This window comes from Mucilaginibacter sp. SG564, from assembly GCF_013149275.1.
Classification (GTDB): Bacteria; Bacteroidota; Bacteroidia; order Sphingobacteriales; family Sphingobacteriaceae; genus Mucilaginibacter.
Genome location: NZ_JABGNA010000002.1, coordinates 369,049 through 390,613, shown reverse-complemented (window position 1 = coordinate 390,613; position 21,565 = coordinate 369,049). Strand labels below are relative to the sequence as shown.

23 protein-coding genes are annotated in these 21,565 nt (G+C 43.4%); 10 read left to right on the top strand and 13 right to left on the bottom strand.

The window, feature by feature from the left end; translation table 11 throughout:
- Positions 1–8: 8 nt before the first annotated feature.
- Both FHW89_RS06295 and FHW89_RS06290 read left to right on the top strand, forming a co-directional pair.
- Complete coding sequence (locus FHW89_RS06295) at positions 9–1,229, top strand: HAMP domain-containing sensor histidine kinase (protein ID WP_172334172.1); 1,221 nt, start codon at positions 9–11, stop codon at positions 1,227–1,229.
- The gene (locus tag FHW89_RS06290; protein WP_172334171.1) at positions 1,207–1,725 is read left to right on the top strand and encodes a DinB family protein; all 519 of its coding nucleotides are present in this window, start codon (positions 1,207–1,209) and stop codon (positions 1,723–1,725) included. The genes FHW89_RS06295 and FHW89_RS06290 overlap by 23 nt, the downstream gene beginning before the upstream one ends.
- 78 nt (positions 1,726–1,803) lie before the next feature.
- On the opposite strand, the gene FHW89_RS06285 is transcribed toward FHW89_RS06290, so the two are convergent.
- Both FHW89_RS06285 and FHW89_RS06280 read right to left on the bottom strand, forming a co-directional pair.
- On the bottom strand, positions 1,804–2,178 hold the full coding sequence (locus FHW89_RS06285) for a DUF6249 domain-containing protein (protein ID WP_172334170.1): 375 nt from the start codon (positions 2,176–2,178) through the stop codon (positions 1,804–1,806).
- A 236-nt stretch (positions 2,179–2,414) separates the two neighbouring features.
- Entirely contained in the window at positions 2,415–3,104 is a 690-nt protein-coding gene (locus FHW89_RS06280; RefSeq protein WP_172334169.1) for an SIMPL domain-containing protein, read from the bottom strand.
- Between the two features lie 316 nt (positions 3,105–3,420).
- On the opposite strand from FHW89_RS06280, the gene FHW89_RS06275 reads away from it, so the two are divergent.
- Positions 3,421–4,002 carry an RNA polymerase sigma factor gene (locus tag FHW89_RS06275; RefSeq protein WP_172334168.1) on the top strand — a complete coding sequence of 194 codons (582 nt, stop codon included), beginning with the start codon at positions 3,421–3,423 and terminating at the stop codon, positions 4,000–4,002.
- On the top strand, positions 3,999–4,508 hold the full coding sequence (locus FHW89_RS06270; protein ID WP_172334167.1) for a hypothetical protein: 510 nt from the start codon (positions 3,999–4,001) through the stop codon (positions 4,506–4,508). The genes FHW89_RS06275 and FHW89_RS06270 overlap by 4 nt, the downstream gene beginning before the upstream one ends.
- 361 nt (positions 4,509–4,869) lie before the next feature.
- Here the strand turns inward: FHW89_RS06270 and dapF are convergent, their stop codons facing one another.
- Positions 4,870–5,664, bottom strand: a complete 795-nt coding sequence (dapF, locus tag FHW89_RS06265) for a diaminopimelate epimerase (protein WP_172334166.1) — start codon at positions 5,662–5,664, stop codon at positions 4,870–4,872.
- Positions 5,665–5,851: 187 nt separating this feature from the next.
- Here dapF and FHW89_RS06260 point away from each other — a divergent pair, with 187 nt between their 5' ends.
- The gene (locus FHW89_RS06260; RefSeq protein ID WP_172334165.1) at positions 5,852–7,390 is read left to right on the top strand and encodes a Do family serine endopeptidase; all 1,539 of its coding nucleotides are present in this window, start codon (positions 5,852–5,854) and stop codon (positions 7,388–7,390) included.
- 174 nt (positions 7,391–7,564) lie between these two features.
- Positions 7,565–9,517 (top strand): hypothetical protein, encoded by a 1,953-nt coding sequence (locus FHW89_RS06255; protein WP_172334164.1) that lies wholly within the window; start codon positions 7,565–7,567, stop codon positions 9,515–9,517.
- A 371-nt stretch (positions 9,518–9,888) separates the two neighbouring features.
- Here the strand turns inward: FHW89_RS06255 and FHW89_RS06250 are convergent, their stop codons facing one another.
- The 4 genes from FHW89_RS06250 to FHW89_RS06235 all read right to left on the bottom strand — a co-directional run bounded on the left by FHW89_RS06250 (position 9,889) and on the right by FHW89_RS06235 (position 13,927).
- Entirely contained in the window at positions 9,889–11,586 is a 1,698-nt protein-coding gene (locus FHW89_RS06250) for a hypothetical protein (protein ID WP_172334163.1), read from the bottom strand.
- 18 nt (positions 11,587–11,604) lie between these two features.
- Positions 11,605–12,588 carry a FecR domain-containing protein gene (locus FHW89_RS06245; RefSeq protein ID WP_172334162.1) on the bottom strand — a complete coding sequence of 328 codons (984 nt, stop codon included), beginning with the start codon at positions 12,586–12,588 and terminating at the stop codon, positions 11,605–11,607.
- Complete coding sequence (locus FHW89_RS06240) at positions 12,581–13,168, bottom strand: RNA polymerase sigma-70 factor (protein ID WP_172334161.1); 588 nt, start codon at positions 13,166–13,168, stop codon at positions 12,581–12,583. Before FHW89_RS06240 ends, FHW89_RS06245 begins: the two co-directional genes overlap by 8 nt.
- A gap of 78 nt (positions 13,169–13,246) precedes the next feature.
- Positions 13,247–13,927: a DUF6134 family protein gene (locus FHW89_RS06235; RefSeq protein ID WP_172334160.1), complete on the bottom strand. Its 681-nt coding sequence runs from the start codon at positions 13,925–13,927 to the stop codon at positions 13,247–13,249.
- Between the two features lie 273 nt (positions 13,928–14,200).
- Between FHW89_RS06235 and FHW89_RS06230 the strand changes: the two genes are divergently transcribed.
- From FHW89_RS06230 to FHW89_RS06215, 4 genes are all read left to right on the top strand, one after another.
- A complete protein-coding gene (locus tag FHW89_RS06230; RefSeq protein WP_172334159.1) occupies positions 14,201–15,067 on the top strand; it encodes a neutral zinc metallopeptidase in 867 nt (288 codons plus the stop codon).
- Positions 15,068–15,321: 254 nt separating this feature from the next.
- Positions 15,322–15,507, top strand: coding sequence for a hypothetical protein (locus FHW89_RS06225; protein ID WP_172334158.1), 186 nt, complete (start codon positions 15,322–15,324; stop codon positions 15,505–15,507).
- 52 nt (positions 15,508–15,559) lie between these two features.
- Positions 15,560–15,766 (top strand): neutral zinc metallopeptidase, encoded by a 207-nt coding sequence (locus FHW89_RS06220; RefSeq protein ID WP_172334441.1) that lies wholly within the window; start codon positions 15,560–15,562, stop codon positions 15,764–15,766.
- An 8-nt stretch (positions 15,767–15,774) separates the two neighbouring features.
- Entirely contained in the window at positions 15,775–16,608 is an 834-nt protein-coding gene (locus tag FHW89_RS06215; protein ID WP_172334157.1) for an N-acetylmuramoyl-L-alanine amidase, read from the top strand.
- Between the two features lie 16 nt (positions 16,609–16,624).
- On the opposite strand, the gene FHW89_RS06210 is transcribed toward FHW89_RS06215, so the two are convergent.
- The 6 genes from FHW89_RS06210 to FHW89_RS06185 form a co-directional block, all read right to left on the bottom strand.
- On the bottom strand, positions 16,625–16,858 hold the full coding sequence (locus tag FHW89_RS06210; RefSeq protein ID WP_172334156.1) for a hypothetical protein: 234 nt from the start codon (positions 16,856–16,858) through the stop codon (positions 16,625–16,627).
- Positions 16,859–17,010: 152 nt separating this feature from the next.
- Complete coding sequence (locus FHW89_RS06205; RefSeq protein WP_172334155.1) at positions 17,011–18,669, bottom strand: glutamine--tRNA ligase/YqeY domain fusion protein; 1,659 nt, start codon at positions 18,667–18,669, stop codon at positions 17,011–17,013.
- 188 nt (positions 18,670–18,857) lie between these two features.
- The gene (locus tag FHW89_RS06200; protein WP_172334154.1) at positions 18,858–19,292 is read right to left on the bottom strand and encodes a VOC family protein; all 435 of its coding nucleotides are present in this window, start codon (positions 19,290–19,292) and stop codon (positions 18,858–18,860) included.
- A 111-nt stretch (positions 19,293–19,403) separates the two neighbouring features.
- A complete protein-coding gene (locus FHW89_RS06195) occupies positions 19,404–19,679 on the bottom strand; it encodes a hypothetical protein (protein ID WP_172334153.1) in 276 nt (91 codons plus the stop codon).
- 7 nt (positions 19,680–19,686) lie between these two features.
- A complete protein-coding gene (locus tag FHW89_RS06190; RefSeq protein ID WP_172334152.1) occupies positions 19,687–20,478 on the bottom strand; it encodes an SDR family oxidoreductase in 792 nt (263 codons plus the stop codon).
- Positions 20,466–21,548 carry an NAD-dependent epimerase/dehydratase family protein gene (locus FHW89_RS06185; protein ID WP_172334151.1) on the bottom strand — a complete coding sequence of 361 codons (1,083 nt, stop codon included), beginning with the start codon at positions 21,546–21,548 and terminating at the stop codon, positions 20,466–20,468. Before FHW89_RS06185 ends, FHW89_RS06190 begins: the two co-directional genes overlap by 13 nt.
- Positions 21,549–21,565 lie beyond the last annotated feature (17 nt).

The following is a 21,565-nucleotide window of genomic DNA, read 5'->3' as shown; positions in this document are numbered from 1 at the left end:
TGCCCAGTATGAACCCATACCAACAGAAAAAGCGCTGGAAATATTTTCTGCTCGCGTTTGCCGTAGTTATTGCCTTTGGCTCCCTGTTTTATACCCGTTACCTGGTAAAAAATATAGCCCGGTCTGAGCGTACCCGCGTTCAGGTTTGGGCCATGAGCATGCGGCAGATATTTAACTCTGATGATGACGACTTTTTGCAATTTACAACGGCAGTGCGTGATAGTTTAGCCGTGCCGGCCATTGTTACCGATGAAAAGGGTGATATTTTATATGCGCGTGGGTTGGATACTGCTAAGGTCTTTGTGAAACTTCAGGCCGAAGGAAGTAAGACAAAGAAATATGATCCGGAATATTTTAAGGCGGAGCTGGAATATATGAAAAATCAACACGCGCCTATTAACCTTAAGCTGAAAATGTTGGGCGAACAGTGGTTTGTTTACTACAAAGATTCGCCTTTGCTGCAGCAACTGCGTTTGTTCCCTTATGTGCAATTAACGGTGATCGCTATATTTTTACTGATGGCTTATACCGCCTTCAGTTCTTCACGAAAATCGGAACAGGACCAGGTTTGGGTTGGCTTGGCTAAGGAAACGGCGCATCAACTGGGTACGCCTATATCATCATTAATGGCGTGGATTGAATTGATGAAGGAAAAGTTTAATGCCGAAGATGATACCCTGGTAGCCGAAATGGAAAACGATGTAAAACGGCTGGAAATAGTGGCCGACCGTTTTTCGAAGATAGGATCGAAACCGGTGTTGGAAGAACATGCCGTTTATGCCGTGGTAAAAGATTTTGTTGATTATTTTAAAGTGCGGGTAAGTAAAAATATCAGCTTTGAGATGACGGGCAACCCACACCTCAAAGCCGGACTTAACATCCCCTTGTTTGATTGGGTGTTGGAAAATTTGTTAAAAAACGCGGTGAATGCCATTGATGGCAAAGGGGGTATCCATATAGAAATTGGGGGTAACAAGATAAAGAACCAGGTTTTTATTGATGTGACAGATACCGGCAAAGGCATACAGCGATCTAAATTTGATACCGTTTTTCAACCTGGTTATACTACACGTAAGCGGGGCTGGGGCTTAGGTTTGTCGTTAACTAAACGTATGATAGAAAATTACCATAATGGGCAGATATTTGTAAAAGACTCCGAAATAGGTAAGGGTACAACATTTAGGATCATATTAAAAAACACGCGTAATGATAAGCAAGCCATCTCCTGAAGAATATTCGCCATTTGCAGCCGGCTATGTAGGCCTTGTTCCGGATACCCATGTTATTGAACTATTGGAACGTCTGATGGAATCAAGCTATCAACTGTTCAGTAAGCTTACCGATGAGCAGGCCGCTTATGCCTACGCGCCCGGGAAATGGACAGTTAAACAAGCGCTTGGCCATATGATTGATACCGAACGCACCTTTGCTTACCGGGCCCTTGTTTTTTCGCGAAATTATATTGAATTGCCGGGCTTTGACCAGGACGTTTATGTAGATAATACCGATTTCAATACCCAAAGTATACAGGGCCTGGCGGCGGAATTTAAAGCAACACGCTTATCAAATATTTATATGATCAAAGGGTTTAGCGAAGAACAATTATTGCGTACAGGTATTGCCAGTAACCACCTGTTTTCGGTAAGGGCTTTTGTGTATATGATGGCCGGGCACGAGTTGCATCACCTTCGGTCTTTTAAAGAGCAATATCATATAGGGAGCTAAAGACGAGTCATACCAAACGCCGAAAAGCCCCTGTTAACACAGATGCTTCTTATCGACGGAGAGAGCTTTCCCTGCTGATTATTTTTGCAGCGCAAGCTCATCTTTATCCAATACTTCCTTTTTTTCTATCCGGTAAGAGAGCACTAAGCCGGCACCACCAAATATCGCGATCAGGGCTACGTAAAGGAAAAAGGCCTCATCATCCATAGAACGGAATATGGTATGATCTAAAATAAAGGCCAGGAATAAACCAACACCCGAACCGATAAGTAGTAATCCCCACTTTAAGTTTTGATAAGGAGCTGATTGTGGTTTGTAACTACGTGGATCCATACCACGTTCAATCATTGATAATTTTTCGCGCTTGTTCAGATAAACGATCCCGAAGATCATGGCGAAGAAGCCGAGGGGTACTAAAATTCCAGCTAATACACCCAGTTGAGCAGTTTCCATATTATTTCAATTTTAATAAGTTAATTAATTTTTTTTCTTGTTTCTAAATCACCAATGCGGTGTATTTGTAAGCTATGACCACACTGTTTTTAAACAGGTTACACCCTTAGTAAAAAAAAGATGGTTGAAGGGCTAAAGGTCAAAGGAGAAAGTTTTTTTGAAAAAATAGTTCAATAAAAAAGGCGAAAGATTTATCACCTTTCGCCTTTTACCTTTCGGCTTTTATCTTAAAAGCCTTATTTTATTTCAAACGTAGCTTGTATCTGGAAGCTCAGTTTTATTTTTTTAAAGTCGATATCAGATTCAGCCGGGCCGGCAGCATCTGCGGCAGCTGATTTAAACATCATCATAGTACGAGGCTGCGGAAAGCTGCTGTTATCACTTTCGCTGATACTTATTGCAGAGCCCAATTTATCACCCAGGCCGTTTACCAGGAACGCGGCTTTATCACGGGCCGATAATAATGCTTTTAATTTCAAGGTGTTTTTCAACTCATTGATCTTGGAGTAGTCATAGCTCTGAATATTGGTTGATTGAATACCTTTTGGGTCAACCTTGGCCAGTATCTGGTTAAATTTATTCAGGTCGGTAACTTTAACCAGGTATTGTTTGCCGGCCAAAAAATCAGGAGCTTTTTTCTTTTGATAGGTGTTGTTCCAGGCCGAAACATCGTTTATGGTAAAATCCTCTTTAGGGATTCCGGCGTCTTTTACACCTTTTTCCAATTGATTTTCCAAAACATCAATAGTAACCCGGTTTTTACCGTTCATATATTCCTGTAGTGAAATAGAAACATATATAATGTCGGGGGTAACTTCCTGTTCGGCAATGCCGGTAACGTCAATTTTGCGGCGCAGATCAACCGTTTGCGCGAAGGTTCCATAAGTAGTCATAATTAGTGCTGCAAGGATAAGTAGCTTTTTCATGGGGTAAGTTGTTTTTAGATTGCGAAACTCTCCAGAACCGCATTTGTGTTTGTTGGGCGGCTCATGAAAGGTTTCATGTGATAGTTATTTTATAAATATTATATGTTATGTGACTATGATAACGTACCAAAAGTTTAATATGTAACAGGTGTTATAATTTATTTGTGCCTTGGCTTAGTTATCAGAATTATATAAAGCTACAGCTTTTGTTTTGAATTTTAGGCCAAAACAAGATAGGGATGGGGTTAAATTTTTACTAAATTTACGTAACCATGTAACCTGATTTAAAACCACGGCGTCAGAGAGGTTGTAACACATGCAAAGCAAGCTTTCAGATATCGAACTTATAGAACAAAGCCTGGCGGGTAACCAATCGGCCTATGCCGACCTGGTTAAACGGCACCAGCGGTTTGTATTTACTTTAGCTTTGCGTTTTGCAAAAGGGCGTGAAGATGCCGAAGAGATTGCCCAGGATTGTTTTATAAAAGCGTACCGCTCGCTGGCATCGTTCCAGGGGCAGTCGAAATTCAGTACATGGCTGTACAGTATAGTTTATACTACTGCCATGACATTTTTAAGAAAAAAACGGGTAGCAACAGATTCCATCGATGATGAAAATACCTTTATCCAGGTTGAAAGCCAGGAATCGGGTTATGATACCAACAATATCGAGAACAAATCAAGGTCGTTTTACCTTAACCAGGCCATAGCACAATTGCTGCCTGATGATGCTACCATTATCACCCTTTTTTATAAAGGGGAGCAATCACTGGAAGAAATCGCTCAGGCATTGGGGATGGAAACAAATACGGTTAAGGTTAAACTATTTAGAGCACGCCAGCGTTTGAAAGAGAAGCTGGAGCAAAATTTAAAACAAGAGGTGAAAGAACTGATATGAACACGATTGAGGAAAAACTCTGGAATTATATTGATGGCACCTGCAGCCCGGTTGAGCAGGATGCCATAGCCCGGCTTATTGAGCAGGATAAGGCGTACGCTCAAAAGTATCAGGAACTACTGGCGCTTAACCAGGAGTTTGCCGCTATGGAGCTGGATGAGCCGCCTATGGCCTTTACTTATAACGTAATGGAAGCCATCCGTGCCGAGAATGCCATGCAGCCGCTAAAGGCCAATATCGATAAGCGTGTTATCCTGGGCATCGCCATTTTCTTTGTATTTACCATATTGGCACTATTGGTAGTTGTTTTTGCCAACGTTCATGTTTCCGGAATTAACATCAGTGCAGCGGATATTAAACTACCTGCCGGTGTAAAGCTACCCAGCACCAACAGTGTTTTTAGCGGCCCGCTTGTAAAGTGGTTTTTGATATTTGATGTAGTGTTGGCTTTGTTTTTAACAGATGCCTATCTGCATAGAAAAAAGACCACCAGGCAGTTACAATAAGTATGTGGTGTGTCTGCCAAAACCGACAGGTGACCAAACAATTAGTCAGTTATGTAATCCGGGTATCAGATTTTAGTGTAAGTTAAAGTATTTTACATTACATAATCATAAAATTTACAACCCGTGGTAGTTTTGGTATAGTAATTGTATAATCTTACATGAACTGGTAAACTTACCGGTTTAATTGTGATAAGGTTTAGGTTGAAAGTCCCCCGGAGCAAGTCTGGGGGGCTTTTATTTTTTTAGGCTATTTAATTCCCTAAAGGGGAACTATTGATTGGCATGATCACCAGGTAAAAAGGCAAAAAAATGCCCCACTATCATAGCATAGCTTCAGGATCATAGTTTAAAGACTTCCCCTTCAGAGGGCAGGAGGACTCACCTCGCCACTGAATACCTGCACCGCTGGGCCCTCTAAAAAAATATCAGTAAATACTTTGCCATCGTAATTAAAACGGATGTTCAGATCGCCGCCTAAAACTTTAATAGGGGTAGTGATGTGCCCGGTTTTGTTGTTATGGCTGGCCATGGCCAGGGCCACCGCGGTAACACCTGTTCCGCAGGCAAAGGTTTCGTCTTCAACACCACGTTCAAAGGTGCGAACAAAGTATCCGTCGGTAGTTGGTTCTACGAAATTTACATTGATACCTTTTTCGCGATAAGTGGCATTATTGCGGATGGCTTTGCCTTCCTGGTATACATTCCTATGCTCCAGGTCTTCTACCTGTTTTACATAATGGGGTGATCCGGTATTGAGCACATAAGCGTCGTTATCGGTATTAATTTGATCAACATTGATCATTTGCAGACTCACCCAATCGCCGCTATCTGAAATTTTGGCATGATGTGGGCCGTCGACCGCCAAAAATTCAGTCTCCGAATCGATGATACCCAGGAACTTAGCAAAGGCTACAATACAACGCCCTCCATTGCCGCACATGCTGCTGGGCGCACCATCGGCGTTGTAATAAACCATTTCAAAATCAAAGCCTTCCTTGTTTTGCAAAAACATCATCCCATCGCCGCCGATACCAAAACGACGGTCGCAAAGCGAAGAAATGAGTTTGGGGTTGGTATGATCTATCTTAGCTTCACGGTTGTCAACCAGTATAAAATCGTTACCTGCGCCCTGGTATTTATAAAATCGTATATTCACAATAATGTCATTTAATATCAGCTATTTAGCATTTACCAAACTAAGGGCCATAATTAAAATAGCAACGGTAATTAATTTAACAAATTTTAACAAAAAAACCTTTAACTAATGGTTGACTATGTAGTCTATATGGTATTAAATTTGAGTTGTTAAATTATATAAACAAAATAAAGAAAGGCAAATATAAATGAAAAAGATAGGTTTAACACTATTAACCGCTTTTGTAGGAGGTGCACTTGCTTTAGGCGCATACAAGGTTATCGAGAATAAATACTCAGATAACATGAGCTTTGAAGAAAAGCAAAAAGTATATTTTACCAGTAATAAATCCACCCCGATCGTATCATCAACAGGGTCGCTCGATTTTACCGAAGCGGCAGCAGCGGCGACCCCCGCGGTAGTGTATATTCGTACTACGTACAGCAGTCAATCGGGCGGAGGCCAGGACATGATGGAGCAAATGTTTGGCGATATGTTTGGTCAGCGTTCGCCGCAGCGCGGTCCGCAAATGGCATCTGGCTCAGGAGTAATTATTTCGCCCGATGGTTATATTGTAACCAACAATCACGTGGTTGAAAAGGCTGATAAAATTACTGTAGCCACCAATGATCACCGTACTTTCCAGGCTAAGGTTATTGGTACCGATCCAAGCACCGATCTGGCCCTGATCAAGATCAGCGCTAACGACCTGCCCATTGTTAAACTGGGTAACTCTGATGAAGTGAGAGTAGGCGAGTGGGTATTGGCCGTGGGCAATCCATTTAACTTAACGTCAACCGTAACCGCGGGTATTGTGAGCGCCAAAGGCCGTAATATAGGCATCATTGGCAGCCAGGATAATGGCGATGATGATAATCCGTTTGGTCGTACCCGCAATCAGCAAGGCGCTCCAAAACTGAATAAAGCTATCGAATCATTTATCCAAACAGATGCGGCTATTAACCCGGGTAACAGTGGTGGCGCCCTGGTAAATACCAAAGGCGAATTGGTGGGTATTAACGCGGCTATCGCATCGCATACAGGCTCATATGAAGGCTATGGCTTTGCCATCCCGGTTAACCTGGCCAAAAAAGTACTGAACGATATTAAAAAATACGGTACCGTAAAACGTGGCTTTGTGGGCGTAAGCTTTACCGAACTTAACCCAGATGTTGCTCAGAAACTGAACATTACCAATAACAATGGTTTATATGTTAATGACGTGGTAGAAGGCGGTGGTGCCGAGCAGGCCGGTATTAAAAAAGGAGATATCATTACCAAAGTAGAGGGTACACCTGTTTATGAATCATCAGACCTGCAGGAGCATGTTGGCCGGATGCAGCCAGGTGATAAACTGAATGTAACTGTTTTGCGTGATGGTAAGGAGAAAGCATTTGCCGTAACCCTTAAGGCTGATGCTACACCAACAAACCGTACCGCAGCCGTTTCAAAATCGGCCGAGGAGCTGTTTAACAAATTGGGTGCAAGTTTCCAACCATTGAGCGGTGCCGAAAAAGCGAAGTTCCATGTAAACTCAGGTGTAAAAGTAACCCAGGTGCGTGAAGGCCGTTTGTTTGATAACTTTGAGATCCCGGTTGGATCGGTAATCACCAGCATCAATAAACAGCCTATCAACAGTGTGGCCGATATCGACAAAGCCATCACCAACCTGCGCAATGGCAACCTGGTTATCTCAGGTTACTATCCGGATGGAACAAACTTTAACAATATGTTCCAGGTGCAATAAGAAAGTTTAAATAAAGTGATTGTGTAAGAAGACCCGGCTATAATGGCCGGGTTTTTTTGAAAGAAGTTAAGGGTTCAAGCAGAGAATATGGAAGGAATTAAATTATATAACAACCACAATAAACCAATTTGGAAAAATGTTATATCTAAACAATCCTTAACCTAAAAATACATCATGCCAACAACACCAAACCCCATTTCAGGATCTATCAATACCATTGCAGATCTTACAAATTATCCAGGTACTACAGACAAACAAACTATTGAGTTATTGGGCTATTATGCCGTGAATGACGGAGGAGGAGGGGAATTTTATTGGGATAGCTTAAGTACCGAAACCCAGGATGGCGGAACAATAATCCAAACCACCGCTGCAACCGGCCGCTGGAAAAGGATAGTTACAGATGTGATCAACGCAAACTGGTTTGGCGCTATTCCCGGATCTACTGATTATACAGGCAATATTACTAAGGCGCTTACCTATTGTAATGTTAAAACCAAGTCATTGCGTTTTCCGGCAGGTAGTTACATGTATAGCGGATCTGGCTTTAACTTTAACAATCCCCGGTTGTTTATTTCGGGGGATGGAGCTGGTGTAACCACCATATCAATTAGTACATCTTCGTATTTTATTGATACTGCAGGAGGTAAAACGGACATGTTAATTGAAAACATCACATTCTCTGGGGGATTAGGAGCATTCAGATCAACATTTCCGGGAAGTAACGGATCTAACTTAAAGGCATTTCGTTTTTGTAATTTTTTCGAATATACAGAATGTGCAATCCAAAGTAATGGAACAGATGAACCCTATTGGAGAATCAGCAACTGTGTTTTTAAGGCTTCGGCCAATTCTCCGGATCCACTTAACCCAATTAATCCAATTGGTGTGGCAATCGGCAATAATGCCGACAAAACCATTATTGAAGGCTGTAATTTTCTATCAAACCGGATCCACATTAAGATAAGAGGCGGCGGCATAAGTTCAAATATATGGGGGAACGACTTTATCCAGTTTACAGGTGGCGACGGAAAATCAAGGATGAGCGTTTGGATAGTTCCGAATGCTAACGCCACAGTGCCGGGCACCGGCTTATTCATTGAGGGGAATAAGTTTGGTAACGAGAACCAAAGCAGCATAGATTATAGAATTGTATACGCAGATGAGTTGTCCGGAACATATAATGGTGACCGTTTACCTAATCTGCAAAATGCATCAAGCGGATATATTACCGGGCATTTGATAAAATCAAATAAAGTGAGCGGTTCGGTGAGCATCCCTTTTATATACACTACAACAATAAACGTCAGGTTGTGCACGATTTCGCAAAACGTATTTGATGGCATATCTCCATCTTTTTTGCTGAACTTTTTGAACGCCCCGACACCGAATTACAGCAATCAGGGAAACTTGTTTGAAGACAATACTGGCCTCGATTACGGCATTTTAACCATGCCGCTAAATATATCAAATGGTTTGGGTGTGGGGATATTAACGGATTCGCTTTCGCAATATGACGGTAATCCGGTTAACATTCATACTTATACAGGGGGTGGCCAGGATTATGCCGGGTTTGTACAACTGTATAGCTCTATAACTACAGGGGCTTTGTCTGTAAACGGGGGGACTACCATCGTTGGATCTCTTACCGATGCTACGGGTGGAACGGAAGCCAGGCAATATAATATACCGGGAGGGAGTTTTGCCTTGGGATATCTTTCTAATAGCAGTGTTATCAAAGGAAGTCCAAGTTGGATAGAATTTGATCTGGTAAAAGCCGGGGCAACACCATTACAAAACATCGTGGTACAAATACAGTATAACGGAGGCGCTGTCCATTTTCAAAGGATATGTATGGTTCCTGATTCATGGCAGCGATTTAGATTCCCCTTTGTTTTTAGGGATAATGCGGTTCAGCTTAATGTTAATTTCGCCGGGTTGAACAGCAGCTCCGGAACCGTAGCTATTGGCAGGGTAAGAGTTTACCATGCCAGAGAACCCATTGCATTTGGCCGGTTGAAATTTGAACAGTTTGATTTATCGCTTTTGCCAACTTCGGCAACGGGCCTAAATCCCGGATCAATATGGGTTGATACCGCTAATGGTAATGTATTAAAACGGGTATAACGCCAGGGACTTTTATTTTGAAAACAGCAAAAAAGAGGGTTTACACTATTTTGTGTTAAATTGATGTAATGTGTTGATTGTTAGTGACATAATTGCGCGTTAGCCCAAAAAAGTGTAAACCATGTAAACCCACTTTTTAGCAAAATGGTGGGGCTTTGGGTATAACATCAGTAGACAGAAGATAAGAATCGGATGCGAGGTATTGACTCACTCCGGCGTCGCTGCGCTCGTCACCCCTCTCTTCGGCTGCGGCGGAAAGAGGGGGTTTTTAATTTTTTACCCTCTTTGCGGCGAAGCCGAAGAGAGGGGTGGTCCAGCAAAGCGTGGGCCGGGTGAGTCGGCTATGCTTCATGCTGGTCAGGGTAAATCCATCAAAAGAAACTCACCCCAACCGTCCAGCCAACCCAACCGGTCCAGCTGTTGCTGTTGTTGATAAAGCTGTGATGCAGGTCCTTGACGTAAGCATATCCATTGACTGCGTTGCGCTGGTCGGAATAAAAAAGATTAAGCGACGGCCCTACATTAATAGAAAATGCTTTGGCAACATGGTAGGTTAAGGAAGCATCAAGCCTGCCCAGCAGGTTGGTACGGGCCCAGTTGCCCTGGTAAACATATTGTTCGGTTATTTCGGGATTAAAGGCCAGGTGCTTACCCATGCCCATTTCGCGACCGAAACCAAAACCGAAGGCGTATAGTTTACTATTGTCATTTACCCGGAGGCCACCTGTCCATATGGTGTACAGGTTTTTGCTGCCGGTTTTGAGGCCAATATTGGCGTTCAATGTTTCGTTGGATGACAGGGCTAGTTTATGATAGCCATAACGTACAATGTTGATAAGCCCGATGCTGTAACCCGATGAAGTATCGGCCACATTGATGAGCCCCAATTGTACGCCACGCAGGTTATGGGTATAATTAAACAATCCGGCTATTTGCATGCCGCTATATTTTTGCCCGGCAATATTGCCCAGAGCCGCCAATTGTATACCCCTTACCGAACCCCGCGTGTGATTATATAGCCCGGCTACTTGTATGCCGTTCAGATCGCGTTTCACACTGTTGTGCAGTAACGAAAGCTGTATGCCCCGAACGCTGCCCAGTACATTATTGTAAAGACCGCCAACCTGTATACCATTCACATTACCGCCTACTACGTTGAATATCCCGGCAATTTGCACGGCCCCTACGTCTCCTTTATCCAGATTAAAGATCAGGCCCAGTTCAAAGCCGTCTACGCCTGCATTATAGCCACCAACCGCGTTCAGCGAAACGGCGTTGACTACCTGGCCGCTAAACTCGGCGTGAGTACTTACACCCGGAATGGCCGACGCCTGGAAGGGGGCCTGCGCAATAAGTCCGTGCAGATTGGTCGCTCGTACCTTTTGCCTGGCAGATGTGAAAAGACGGCCCAGAACGGTGCGCTCAATGCCGTCATCATCATTGCTGATCATGTAGCCGTCCTCGTCAAGCTGCGATTGGTTGGAGTTTACCGTAACACCAGAAAGAAAGGTGACCGTGGTATCCCGGTAGTATTCTTTACTTACGGTAAGTATTACAGGTTTACCGTTATTTTTGAGGTGGAGTTCAAACCGCCCGTCCTTACCGGTGAGGGTTGATTGCAGCAGACTGCGTTCATACACGCTGGCATTTTCCAGTTTTTTACCGCTACGGTCGTCGGTTACAAAGCCGCTGATGTTGTATTCTCCGTCTTCGGTTATGGCTTTTTCGGTAGTTAGGGATAACTGTAAGGGAGCGTAGCGCAGGATCACAAAATTGCGGGTTTCCTTGTACTCAAAACGGTTCAGGAGCATTTGATCAAGCACTTCCTTAATGGTCCAGTTATCGACATTGAGAGTTACCAGGCTATCTGTTTTAACGATGTTGCTGTTGTAGGAGAAGGTAAAATTTCCTTTTTGCTCGATGGTTTTTAACACCGAACCCAAACGCATGTTGCTTACGTGAACAGAGATGTTTTTGGCCAGGATAGATTCACCTTCTGTGGCCCGGCTAACGAGGGGGAGCGTAAATATGATCAGGAAGAGAAGCACATGTCTTCGTAAACTATCCATGGTATAAGGTAGAAGTTGCTATTTAAAAACGATCTGCTGGTTATTTCGAATCACGGTGATCTTAAATGTACCGGAAATAACATCCAGAACTTCATCAAGCGACTGGCCTTTAAACGTAGTGGTGATCGGCAAATTCTCCAACGATTTATTAGCTATCACAATGTGCGTACTGTATACTTCGTTCAGCGTACTTACTACCTCACTTAGCGGAGTTCTGTCACAAACCAGTTGTCCTGTGAGGTAATAGTTATACAATTTGCCCCTGCTCTGTTGTTTGGCTAATAAGGCCTGATCGTTGGTTACTGTTACCTGTTCGCCCGGGTTCAGGTCAATGCTGTTTTGCTTTTTGCTCACCTGTACAATACCCGTTTCTACAATCACTTCGGTTTTGCCATTACGGCTCTTGATATTGAATGACGTTCCAACTACCCTAACCGTTACATCATTCACCTTAATTATAAATGGCTTTGTTTTATCTGGGCTTACTTTAAAGAAGGCCTCTCCCTGTAAACTTACCGGGCGAATGTTGCCGGTAAACCGGCCCGGGTACACAATAGTTGATCGGGTGTTGAGGGTGATCACCGACCCATCGGGAAGGGATTGGGTTTGCACTTTATCTTTACTATCTATCCGTACAAATGAAACCGAACCATTATCGTAAACATGATTAAAAGTTAACCAGAGTACCGTACATATTAAAACTAATGATGCAGCTATTCCTATCCACTGTTTGCGGCTCAGTTTTTTGATCACAGCCTCACGCCGGGGGGCGGCATTACTGTCAATACGCTTTTTCAAACGGATAAACGCGTCATCTTCACTTACATTTCGATCGGTTACCGGGCTTTGATTCCATATGAGTTTAAAATCGGCAAAAAGCTTTTTGTTGGTTTCACTGGCGGCCATCCAATCCTCTACCTGTTGGCGTTCAGCAGGCGTAGCTTCGCCGGCCAGGTATTTCACCAGCAGATCATCATCCATATGTATATTGGCGTTACTCATTGTGTAGCCATCGGGTTAATAAAAATAAAATAATGGGTAAAAACTCCGCCAGTTTCTGGCGCATTATCCGCAGTGCCTTGCCCATCTGGTTCTCTATGGTTTTGATAGAAAGCCCTAGATGATCGGCAATTTGCTGGTACTTGAGCTGCTCAAAACGGCTGAGCTGAAAAATAGTACGGCATTGCTGTGGCAGCTCGCTCATGGCCTCTTCTATACGTTGTTGCAGCTCGATGGTCATTACTTTGGTTGATGCCTGTTCTTCTTCGTCCTGCTGCAGCTGCCCGGCATAATATACGCCGAAGCTGGCCTTTACTTTTTCATGTTTTAAATAGTTCAAACTTTCGTTATGCACAGCCCGGTAAAGGTATGATTTGAGCGAACCATCGGTTTTAAGATTATCGCGTTTTTCCCAGATCCGGCAAAATACATTTTGTACAATTTCTTCGGCCATTTCATCATCTTTTAAAAAAGTATAGGCATAGGCGTGCAGGCTTTTAAAGTGTTCTTTAAATAGCCATTCGAAAGCCTTTTGACTGCCTTGTTTGAGTAAATTGATGACCGAGCTATCGCTATATTCCACTTTAAAAGGGTGAAAGTTTGCGTTAAAGATAGCTTGTTTGGCAGTCAAATTCACGGACGAAGAGCGTAATTGTAAAATTCAGGCCAGTTGTATTTGAATGGTGTACAGCGAGTGGTGAATATCAACCTTACTGCATACGCCGTTGGTGTAGGAGTAAAAATTGTAGTTACCATCGGGCAGATCAATGCGGTACACATGCGGCGATACCTGTTTTATTTGCAAAAACTGCTGAAAGTTGTCGCAATAGATCTGCGCGTTATTATCGGGCTCGCGGCAGTATAGCAGCATTAAGTTCTGACTGATCTGTTTTTGGCCAAGTTGTCCGCTCTTGCCATCGTTTAGCGTCTGGTAGCAATCTCCACAAGCTTTGGTTTGACGACTGGCTTTCTCTTTGCCATTCACCTTGCGGCAAATGCTGGAGCTGATGAGCTTACCTTTCTGAAAAACAGACTCCTCATGGATATCTACCTGGATGCTCATGATGAAACGCATTTTTACCTGCGATATCATTTTCAATGACAGGTCATCGCCCTCGCGTTTTTGGTAAAGGTCCATATGACCTACTATTTTGCCGCTGTGCAATACATTGTATTTAACAATTTGCTCCTGCGCCATTAGTCCCGATGAAAAGTAAAGCAGTGCCAGCAGGGTCGCCACTTTTTTTAAAGGCGCGATGAAAGTTAAGGGGCTAATATGTTTATCCTTTAAGACCGGGGCCAGGTACTTTTTGAAGAGCCAGATGAGTAGGGCAGGTATCATGGTGGTAAAATTTAATAGAAATGAAACAACTGTTAGTGATGTTAACTACAGCTATTACAACATATTAAAGATTTACCCCTACGTGATTTCATAATATATTTACGAATATATAAAAAAAAGACTATCAGTTTAGTAGTTTTTATTTTTTTTCTATTCGATTCCAACGACACTTCGCTGGACTCCAATCAAAAAAGGGTAAACAATAAGTCCAATAATTTGTAACTTGTACTACAGAAAATTAAAATACCCCCTTTAGGGGGCTGGGGGCTTAATATGCAATGGCTTGGAAGACGCGAAAGCGACAATGTAGAAGATAACCGGGGTGGTGGTGGAGGCGGCGGTGGCCGTTTTGCCCTGGGTGGTGGTATTATAAGTATCATAGCGCTGGCTATTTACTATTTTACCGGGGTTGATACCTCGCAATTGTTGAACCAGGTTGCCAGCAATGGGCAGGTGCAAACCGAACAGCAGGCCAGGGATCCAAACGCATCCAAAGATAATGCCTCACGGTTTGTGGGGGTGATATTGGCCGATACCGAAGATATCTGGACGAAGATCTTCAGCGATATGGGCAAAACGTATGAAAAACCTCATTTAAGCTTGTTTAGAAATTATACCGAATCGGCCTGTGGTAATGCCAGTGCGGCAACCGGGCCGTTTTACTGTCCGGCAGATTCTAAAGTGTATATCGATCTTTCTTTTTATGACGAGCTTAAGAACCGTTTTGGTGCTGGTGGCGATTTTGCGCAAGCCTATGTCATAGCCCATGAGGTTGGTCACCACGTGCAGAATCTATTGGGAACCTCGGCCAAAATGGACGAAGCCCGTAACCGCCTTAGCGAAACCGCGTACAACAAACTCTCCGTAAAGCTGGAACTCCAGGCCGACTTTTATGCTGGTGTTTGGGCTCACTACGAGCAAAGCATGAAAAAAGTGCTCGACGCGGGCGACATTGAAGAAGCCCTCACGGCAGCCAACGCCATTGGTGATGACCGTCTGCAAAAACAAGCCACCGGCCACATAGAACCCGATAGCTTTACCCACGGAACCAGCGCCCAACGCATGTACTGGTTTAAAAAAGGCTACGAAACGGGAGATATTAACCAGGGTGATACTTTTGGAAATGGGGATTTGGAGTAACCGTTATAAACGCCCCCGTTAGTTGTTATGTTAAGTAATTGGTCTGTTTTACAGCAAGCAAATTTACCCATAAGTGATTCCATAAATTTTTACGGGGTTATAAGAAATACCAGAAAATGATAGTGTTTTTTATTTTTGAGAAATCGGTTAAACAATTGATAATGTTAATTCATATGTTTAATTTGGAATCTCTCTAAAAACGATCACTGCTATTTATGAGGGTCATTAGAGGGATAACCTTAAAACACTGTATTATGGAAAAAAAAGAAAGCAAACTGGAAAAGTTTAAAGAATTCGAAATCAAAGACCTGGGAAAAATTAAAGGCGGCCTTAAGTGGAAAGGACGTAGAGAATCGGACAATGTAGATGATTGTCGCCCTTATGCTCGTCTTGCTCGTCCTTGGGAATGCCCTATTGCGAATCCTGGATTTGGTTTTTAAGCCCAATAAATGAAATTCACAATCGGTTCAAAGGGTCAGTATGTAATAAACCATCTGTAAAGCTTTAATCCGATTTTTAACCGGTGTTTGGGCACATTTAGAGCAAAGTCTCAAAAATGTGCTCGACCCTGGTGATATTGAAGAGCCCTTTAATGCTGCCAATCCCATTGGTTATGAACCAGCTAAAAAAACAAGCCATGGGCAACATAGAATTCATTTAAAACGCTTTCCCTCCTCGCGTGTTATTTGCTTACATTAGCAATCCGCATGAAAAACTACCATTACATCATATTTTCCATAGCTGCATTGGCGGCTTTGAGTTCCTGTTCGCCGAAAGGGCCTTATGCTTTAACCAATAAGGTGTATACGAGCAAGACAGATTCGGTTGTAAAAGTGATCGAACAGACACAGGTGCCTATGCTGGTGGATAGTGCAGGCGCTAATATTCCTGGCGAGTGGGTGGGCACGGTGAATTTTAACTTGCGTAAACCCAACTATGTGATCATTCATTTTACCGCGCAGGATTCTATACAGCAAACGCTTAAAACATTTACTTTGGTAAAGCCACAGGTGAGCGCCCATTATGTGGTGGGTAAGGATGGTAAGATATATCATATGCTGAATGACTATCTTCGGGCCTGGCATGCAGGCATCAGCCGTTGGGGTAGTATCAGCGATATGAACAGTTGCTCCATCGGTATCGAGATCGATAATAATGGGCACGAACCATTTAATGATACCCAGGTAAAAAGCCTGCTGGCCTTGTTAACACAGCTTAAAAAAGTGTACGGTATCCCAACAAGTAATTTTATTGGGCACCAAGATATAGCCCCGCTGCGTAAGCCCGACCCTGGACCCTTCTTTCCCTGGAAATTGCTCGCCGATAAAGGCTTCGGCTACTGGCGCGATTACCTGCTGGAGGTTCCACCCGATAATTTCGACTATGCCACGGCCCTCAAACTCATCGGCTATGATACCCGCGACCTTACCGCAGCCATCGTAGCCTTTAAACGTCACTTTGTTCAAACAGACGAAACTCCAACCATGACCGAATTCGATCTGAATATCCTATACAACGTATACAAAAAATATACTCCCTAATTCCTTAAGAGAGGAGTCATTGACGTGTAGGTACCGGCTTTGTTGACCCATAAGGTGCAAATCCATGATCCATTTTGTATAGCTTACCGTCTTTAAAATAATAAAATTCGGTGGTCTGATTATCCTGGTAAACGGTTCTGTAAACGGAGAGTTCTACACGAGTAGCAGTAGGGTGATCCCGGGTGAATTTTTGCTCGGATAAGCCCAATGATATTTGTTGCGTTTTGCAGCTCATCAAGAATACGAGCATTATGATGGATAGCATTAACTTTTTCATAAAACCATGACACCTTAATGCGTATATACCCTTACTCCGAAAACAAGAAAAGCCCGATTCCTGAAAACCGGGCTTTAAAAAATATGCCAATCAAAAGCTCCCCTTTTAGAGAGCTGGGGCTTCGTTTATTTCTTCACCCAGCCATCTTTCAATGTCACGGTGCGGTTAAACACGAGATGATCTGGAGTAGAATATTTGTCTAAGGTAAAATAGCCTTTACGCATAAACTGTATGGCTTTACCTGGTGTGGCGTTGGCCAGATCGGGTTCTATATAGGCCTTCGGTAATATTTGCAGGCTGTTCGGGTTCAGGTAATCTTTAAAGTCACCATCCTCGTTTGATGGATCTTCAACCTGAAACAGGCGGTCGTACAATCTCACTTCGGCAGTTTTAGCATGTGGTACGCTCACCCAGTGTATGGTGCCTTTTACGTTGATACCGCTGGTATCATTGCCTGATTTTGACTCGGGCAGATAAGTACAGTGGATCTCGGTCACGTTGCCATCAGCATCTTTTATAAAGCTGTCGCAGCGGATGATATAGGCATTTTTCAGGCGTACCATTAGGCCAACACCCAGACGGAAGAATTTCTTTGGTGGCTCTTCCATAAAATCCTCGCGCTCAATCCATAGTTCGCGGCTAAACGGAAACTCACGGCTACCATCGCCACCCTCAACCTCGGGATTGTTTTCACCATGCATAATCTCGGTTTCACCTTCCGGGTAGTTGGTCAGGATACATTTGATCGGGTCAAGTACAGCCATGCGGCGCCAGGCGGTTTTATTGAGATCCTCGCGGATACAGAATTCCAGCAAACCAACGTCGATCATGTTTTCGCGTTTGGCTACGCCGATGCGGTCGCAAAACTCACGGATACTGGCGGGCGTATAACCACGGCGGCGCAAGCCACTAATGGTAGGCATCCGCGGATCGTCCCAACCTTCCACATGTTTATCCTCTACCAATTGCAACAGCTTACGCTTGCTCATTACAGTATAGTTGAGGTTTAACCGGGCAAACTCATATTGTTTTGACGGGAAAAGATCGAGCTTTTCAATAAACCAATCGTATAGCGGACGGTGTGGTACAAACTCCAGTGTACAAACAGAATGAGTGATCTTTTCGATAGCGTCTGATTCGCCATGGGCAAAATCATACATCGGATAGATACACCATTTGTCACCCGTGCGGTGATGATGTGCGTGTTTAATGCGGTACATCAGTGGATCGCGCAGGTGCATGTTTGGCGATGCCAAGTCGACCTTGGCGCGTAGCACTTTGGCTCCATCCGGATATTTACCGGCTTTCATATCGGCAAATAACTGCAGATTTTCTTCAACAGAACGGCTACGGTACTGGTTTGGCGTACCGGGTTCGGTTGGAGTTCCTTTTTGTTTAGCTATCTCTTCGGCGGTGCTGTCATCAACATAAGCCAAATCATTTTTGATCAGGGTTACGGCAAACTCATATAGCTGGTCAAAATAGTCAGAAGCATACAACTCTTCGGCCCATTCAAAACCAAGCCATTTGATGTCTTCTTTGATGCTGTCTACGTATTCAGTCTCTTCTTTGGTGGGATTGGTATCGTCAAAACGGAGGTTGGTTTTGCCGTTGTATTTTTGTGCCAGTCCAAAGTTCAAACAAATGGATTTGGAATGCCCTATGTGTAAATAACCGTTAGGTTCTGGCGGAAAACGGGTTAATACCCTACCGCCGTTTTTACCGGCAGCTATATCTTCTTCAACAATTTCTTCTAAAAAATTCAGTGATCTCTCTTCGCTCATAAATAAAATAGCAATAGTTACAAAAGTAACAAAAAATTTGCCCCCTAACCCTCTGAAGGGGGAAGTTTTGACCAGATTGATGGAAGGAAATGAGAAAAAAGGCTGTTTTAAATGGGACTGCCTCTTTTTTGGTATTATAGTTTCTGCGCACACAACGTACATGCGCCAACGAAAGGGTGCTGGCTGCCTTACCCGTTATAACCTGGATCGAACTCTACAATCCATTCAATGCCATATTTATCCCTGAACATTCCGGCATAGGTACCCCATGGGCTGTCGCCAATGGGCCCTTCCACTTCTCCGCCTGCAGATAATCCGTTAAATATTTTATCTGCCTCTTCAGGGCTTTCGGCATTCAAATATATTTTAGAACGGTTTTCATTTTCGCTTACCCGCCCCATGAATCCGGGAATATCGTTGGCTATTAAAACATTGTTTTTGCCAAGCGGCAGGCCAATGTACATTATTTTACTTGCCTCATCTTCGGCTACGTGAAATTCAGGGCCTGATAAGTCTTTAAAACGGATGATTTTTGTAAACTCGCCGCCAAAAACTGATTTGTAAAAAGTGAATGCTTCTTCGGCATTGCCATTGAAGTTGATCCAGGGATTAATTGCTCGCATGATTTTTATTGTTGGTTTATTTTGTTTCCTTAATTATTAGATGAAGCAGCGAACAAATTGTCCTGTTTTTTCCAATAACAATGTAAAATAGGCTAGTCAAAACCTTTTCCTTCAGGGGGCTGGAGGGCTCGAAATAATATTGTGGCTCATTAGTATCCGCATAAGTACATCTACAGAAATATCACGGGTAATGTCGATACAAAGGCTAAAACGCCCGCAGATCTTTACCTGGCAAAAATTATAATGAAACTCCAGGATCAATCCACGCAAACTGCCCGAGTTAACAATAATGATCTCATCATCAATTACCTCGCAGGTATTGCTGGTGCGGTTAAAATAGCTGCGCAAATTTTTGATAAGTCGGTATATTGGTAACGATAGGATCATATTCAATTCACGATACTAAAATAGTATTTAATCTTCGTTTGATAATATTATCTTTTATATAAGCAGGCAGTAAACTGTTTAATAAAACCAGTAAGCGGTTAACTACGCCGGGGATGATCTCTTTTTTGCCTTTCAACAGTCCATCAATGGCTATACGGGCAACCTGTTCGGGCTCCAATACAGTAGCTTTGGATATTCCTTTCAGGGTATTGTTCATCACCAGCAACTCGGGTTTGGTATTAATACCGCCAGGACTCAGCAGACTGAGTTTTACGTTTGATCCGTACAATTCCAACTGTAAACACTTGGTAAAGTAGCGGATAAATGATTTGGTGGCGCCATAAACCTGCTTCTTCGGCACCAGGAACAAACCACCTAAACTACCCACATTTAAAATATAAGAGGTAACAGATGCATCGGCCTGGGCTAGAAACAAGCGGGTAAGCAGCACGGGCGTAATCACATTCAGCTCAATCTGCATTTTATAAAAGGCGATGTTTTTATCCTCAAACCACGACCAATTGCCCAGCCCGGCATTGTTGATGAGCAGATGCGCTGTGATGTGCTGCTCTTTTAGCCAGGTAAAAATTTCAGCGTAGCTTTCGGTATGTGTCAGGTCGATCTCTAAATGATGAACCGTCACCGCGAAGTTTTTACGGATAAAGGAGGCCAGTTCTGGTAACCCGGATCCGGGTAAAGCCACCAGTACCAGGTTTATGTCCCTCCCTGCTAATTCAATAGCAAATGATTTTCCGAGACCCTCGCTGGCACCGGTTACAATGGCTGTTAGTTGTTGCATAATTGCGCAGGTTGATTGAGTTCTGAACCCTGATGTATGGGATTAATAGAGTCTCTTGATTCGTTGTCTTTAATCCCAAGGTCATTATTCTTTAATCCTCTTAAATAATTAGCCGTTTTGCTCAAACCTTCGGCAAATGGGGTTATCCTGTAATCTAATTGGGTTATCGCTTTATTGCTGCTATATTTTTGGTCGTATTTAAGCCGGTCGGCAAATTCGGGTAAAAATACAGGGGCAATACCGGTGAGCCTGGTTTTGAGCCATTCCAACTGGCTGTAAAACTGTATGAGTTTTAGTGGTATGCGAACCATGTCCAGCTTTTTGCCTGATAGTAGTTGTAATGTTTCAAAAAAAGTATTAAAGCTGATATCATGACCACCCAAAATATAACGTTCGCCCATGACTCCTTTGCTCATGGCAGCTATATGGCCGGCAACTACGTCATCTAAAAAAGCATAATTGGCCACCTGTTCTCCATTACCGGGAATAAAACGCCAAGTTCCTTTTAAATAGCCCGATACCATTTTGCCAACGGTATTGCTGTCGGTCACCGGACCTTCACCATATACCCTTGAAGGGTTTACAATAACAACGGGCAGGCCTTGTTTTACAAATTGCTGAACCTCCAGCTCGGCCAGGTATTTGGTACGTTCGTAAGCGATGGGGAAACCGGTTATACGCGGGTCGGTTTCGGTCATTGGGTGTTTTATAGTTGGCCCCCATACGCCGCAGGTGGAGGTATATACCATTTTTTCTACATCACAACTTTTGGCTGTTTCCAGTACGTTACGGGTTCCGGTAACATTGGTTTCATGATAGTCGTCGGGGTTGCGGCACCACATTTTGGCCATGGCGGCGGTATGATAAACCTGTTCACATCCATCCATGGCCCTGGCCAATGTTTGTTTGTAAAGGATATTGCCTAATACGGGTTCAATGTTGGGGTGTGTGATGAGATAAGGATGATCAGTATCGCGACATAAAGCCCTTACCTCATAACCCGCTGTTGCTAATGCAAGGCATAATTGCCTGCCTATAAAACCAGTTGCTCCGGTAACTAATACTTTCATACCCGTATTACACCCGG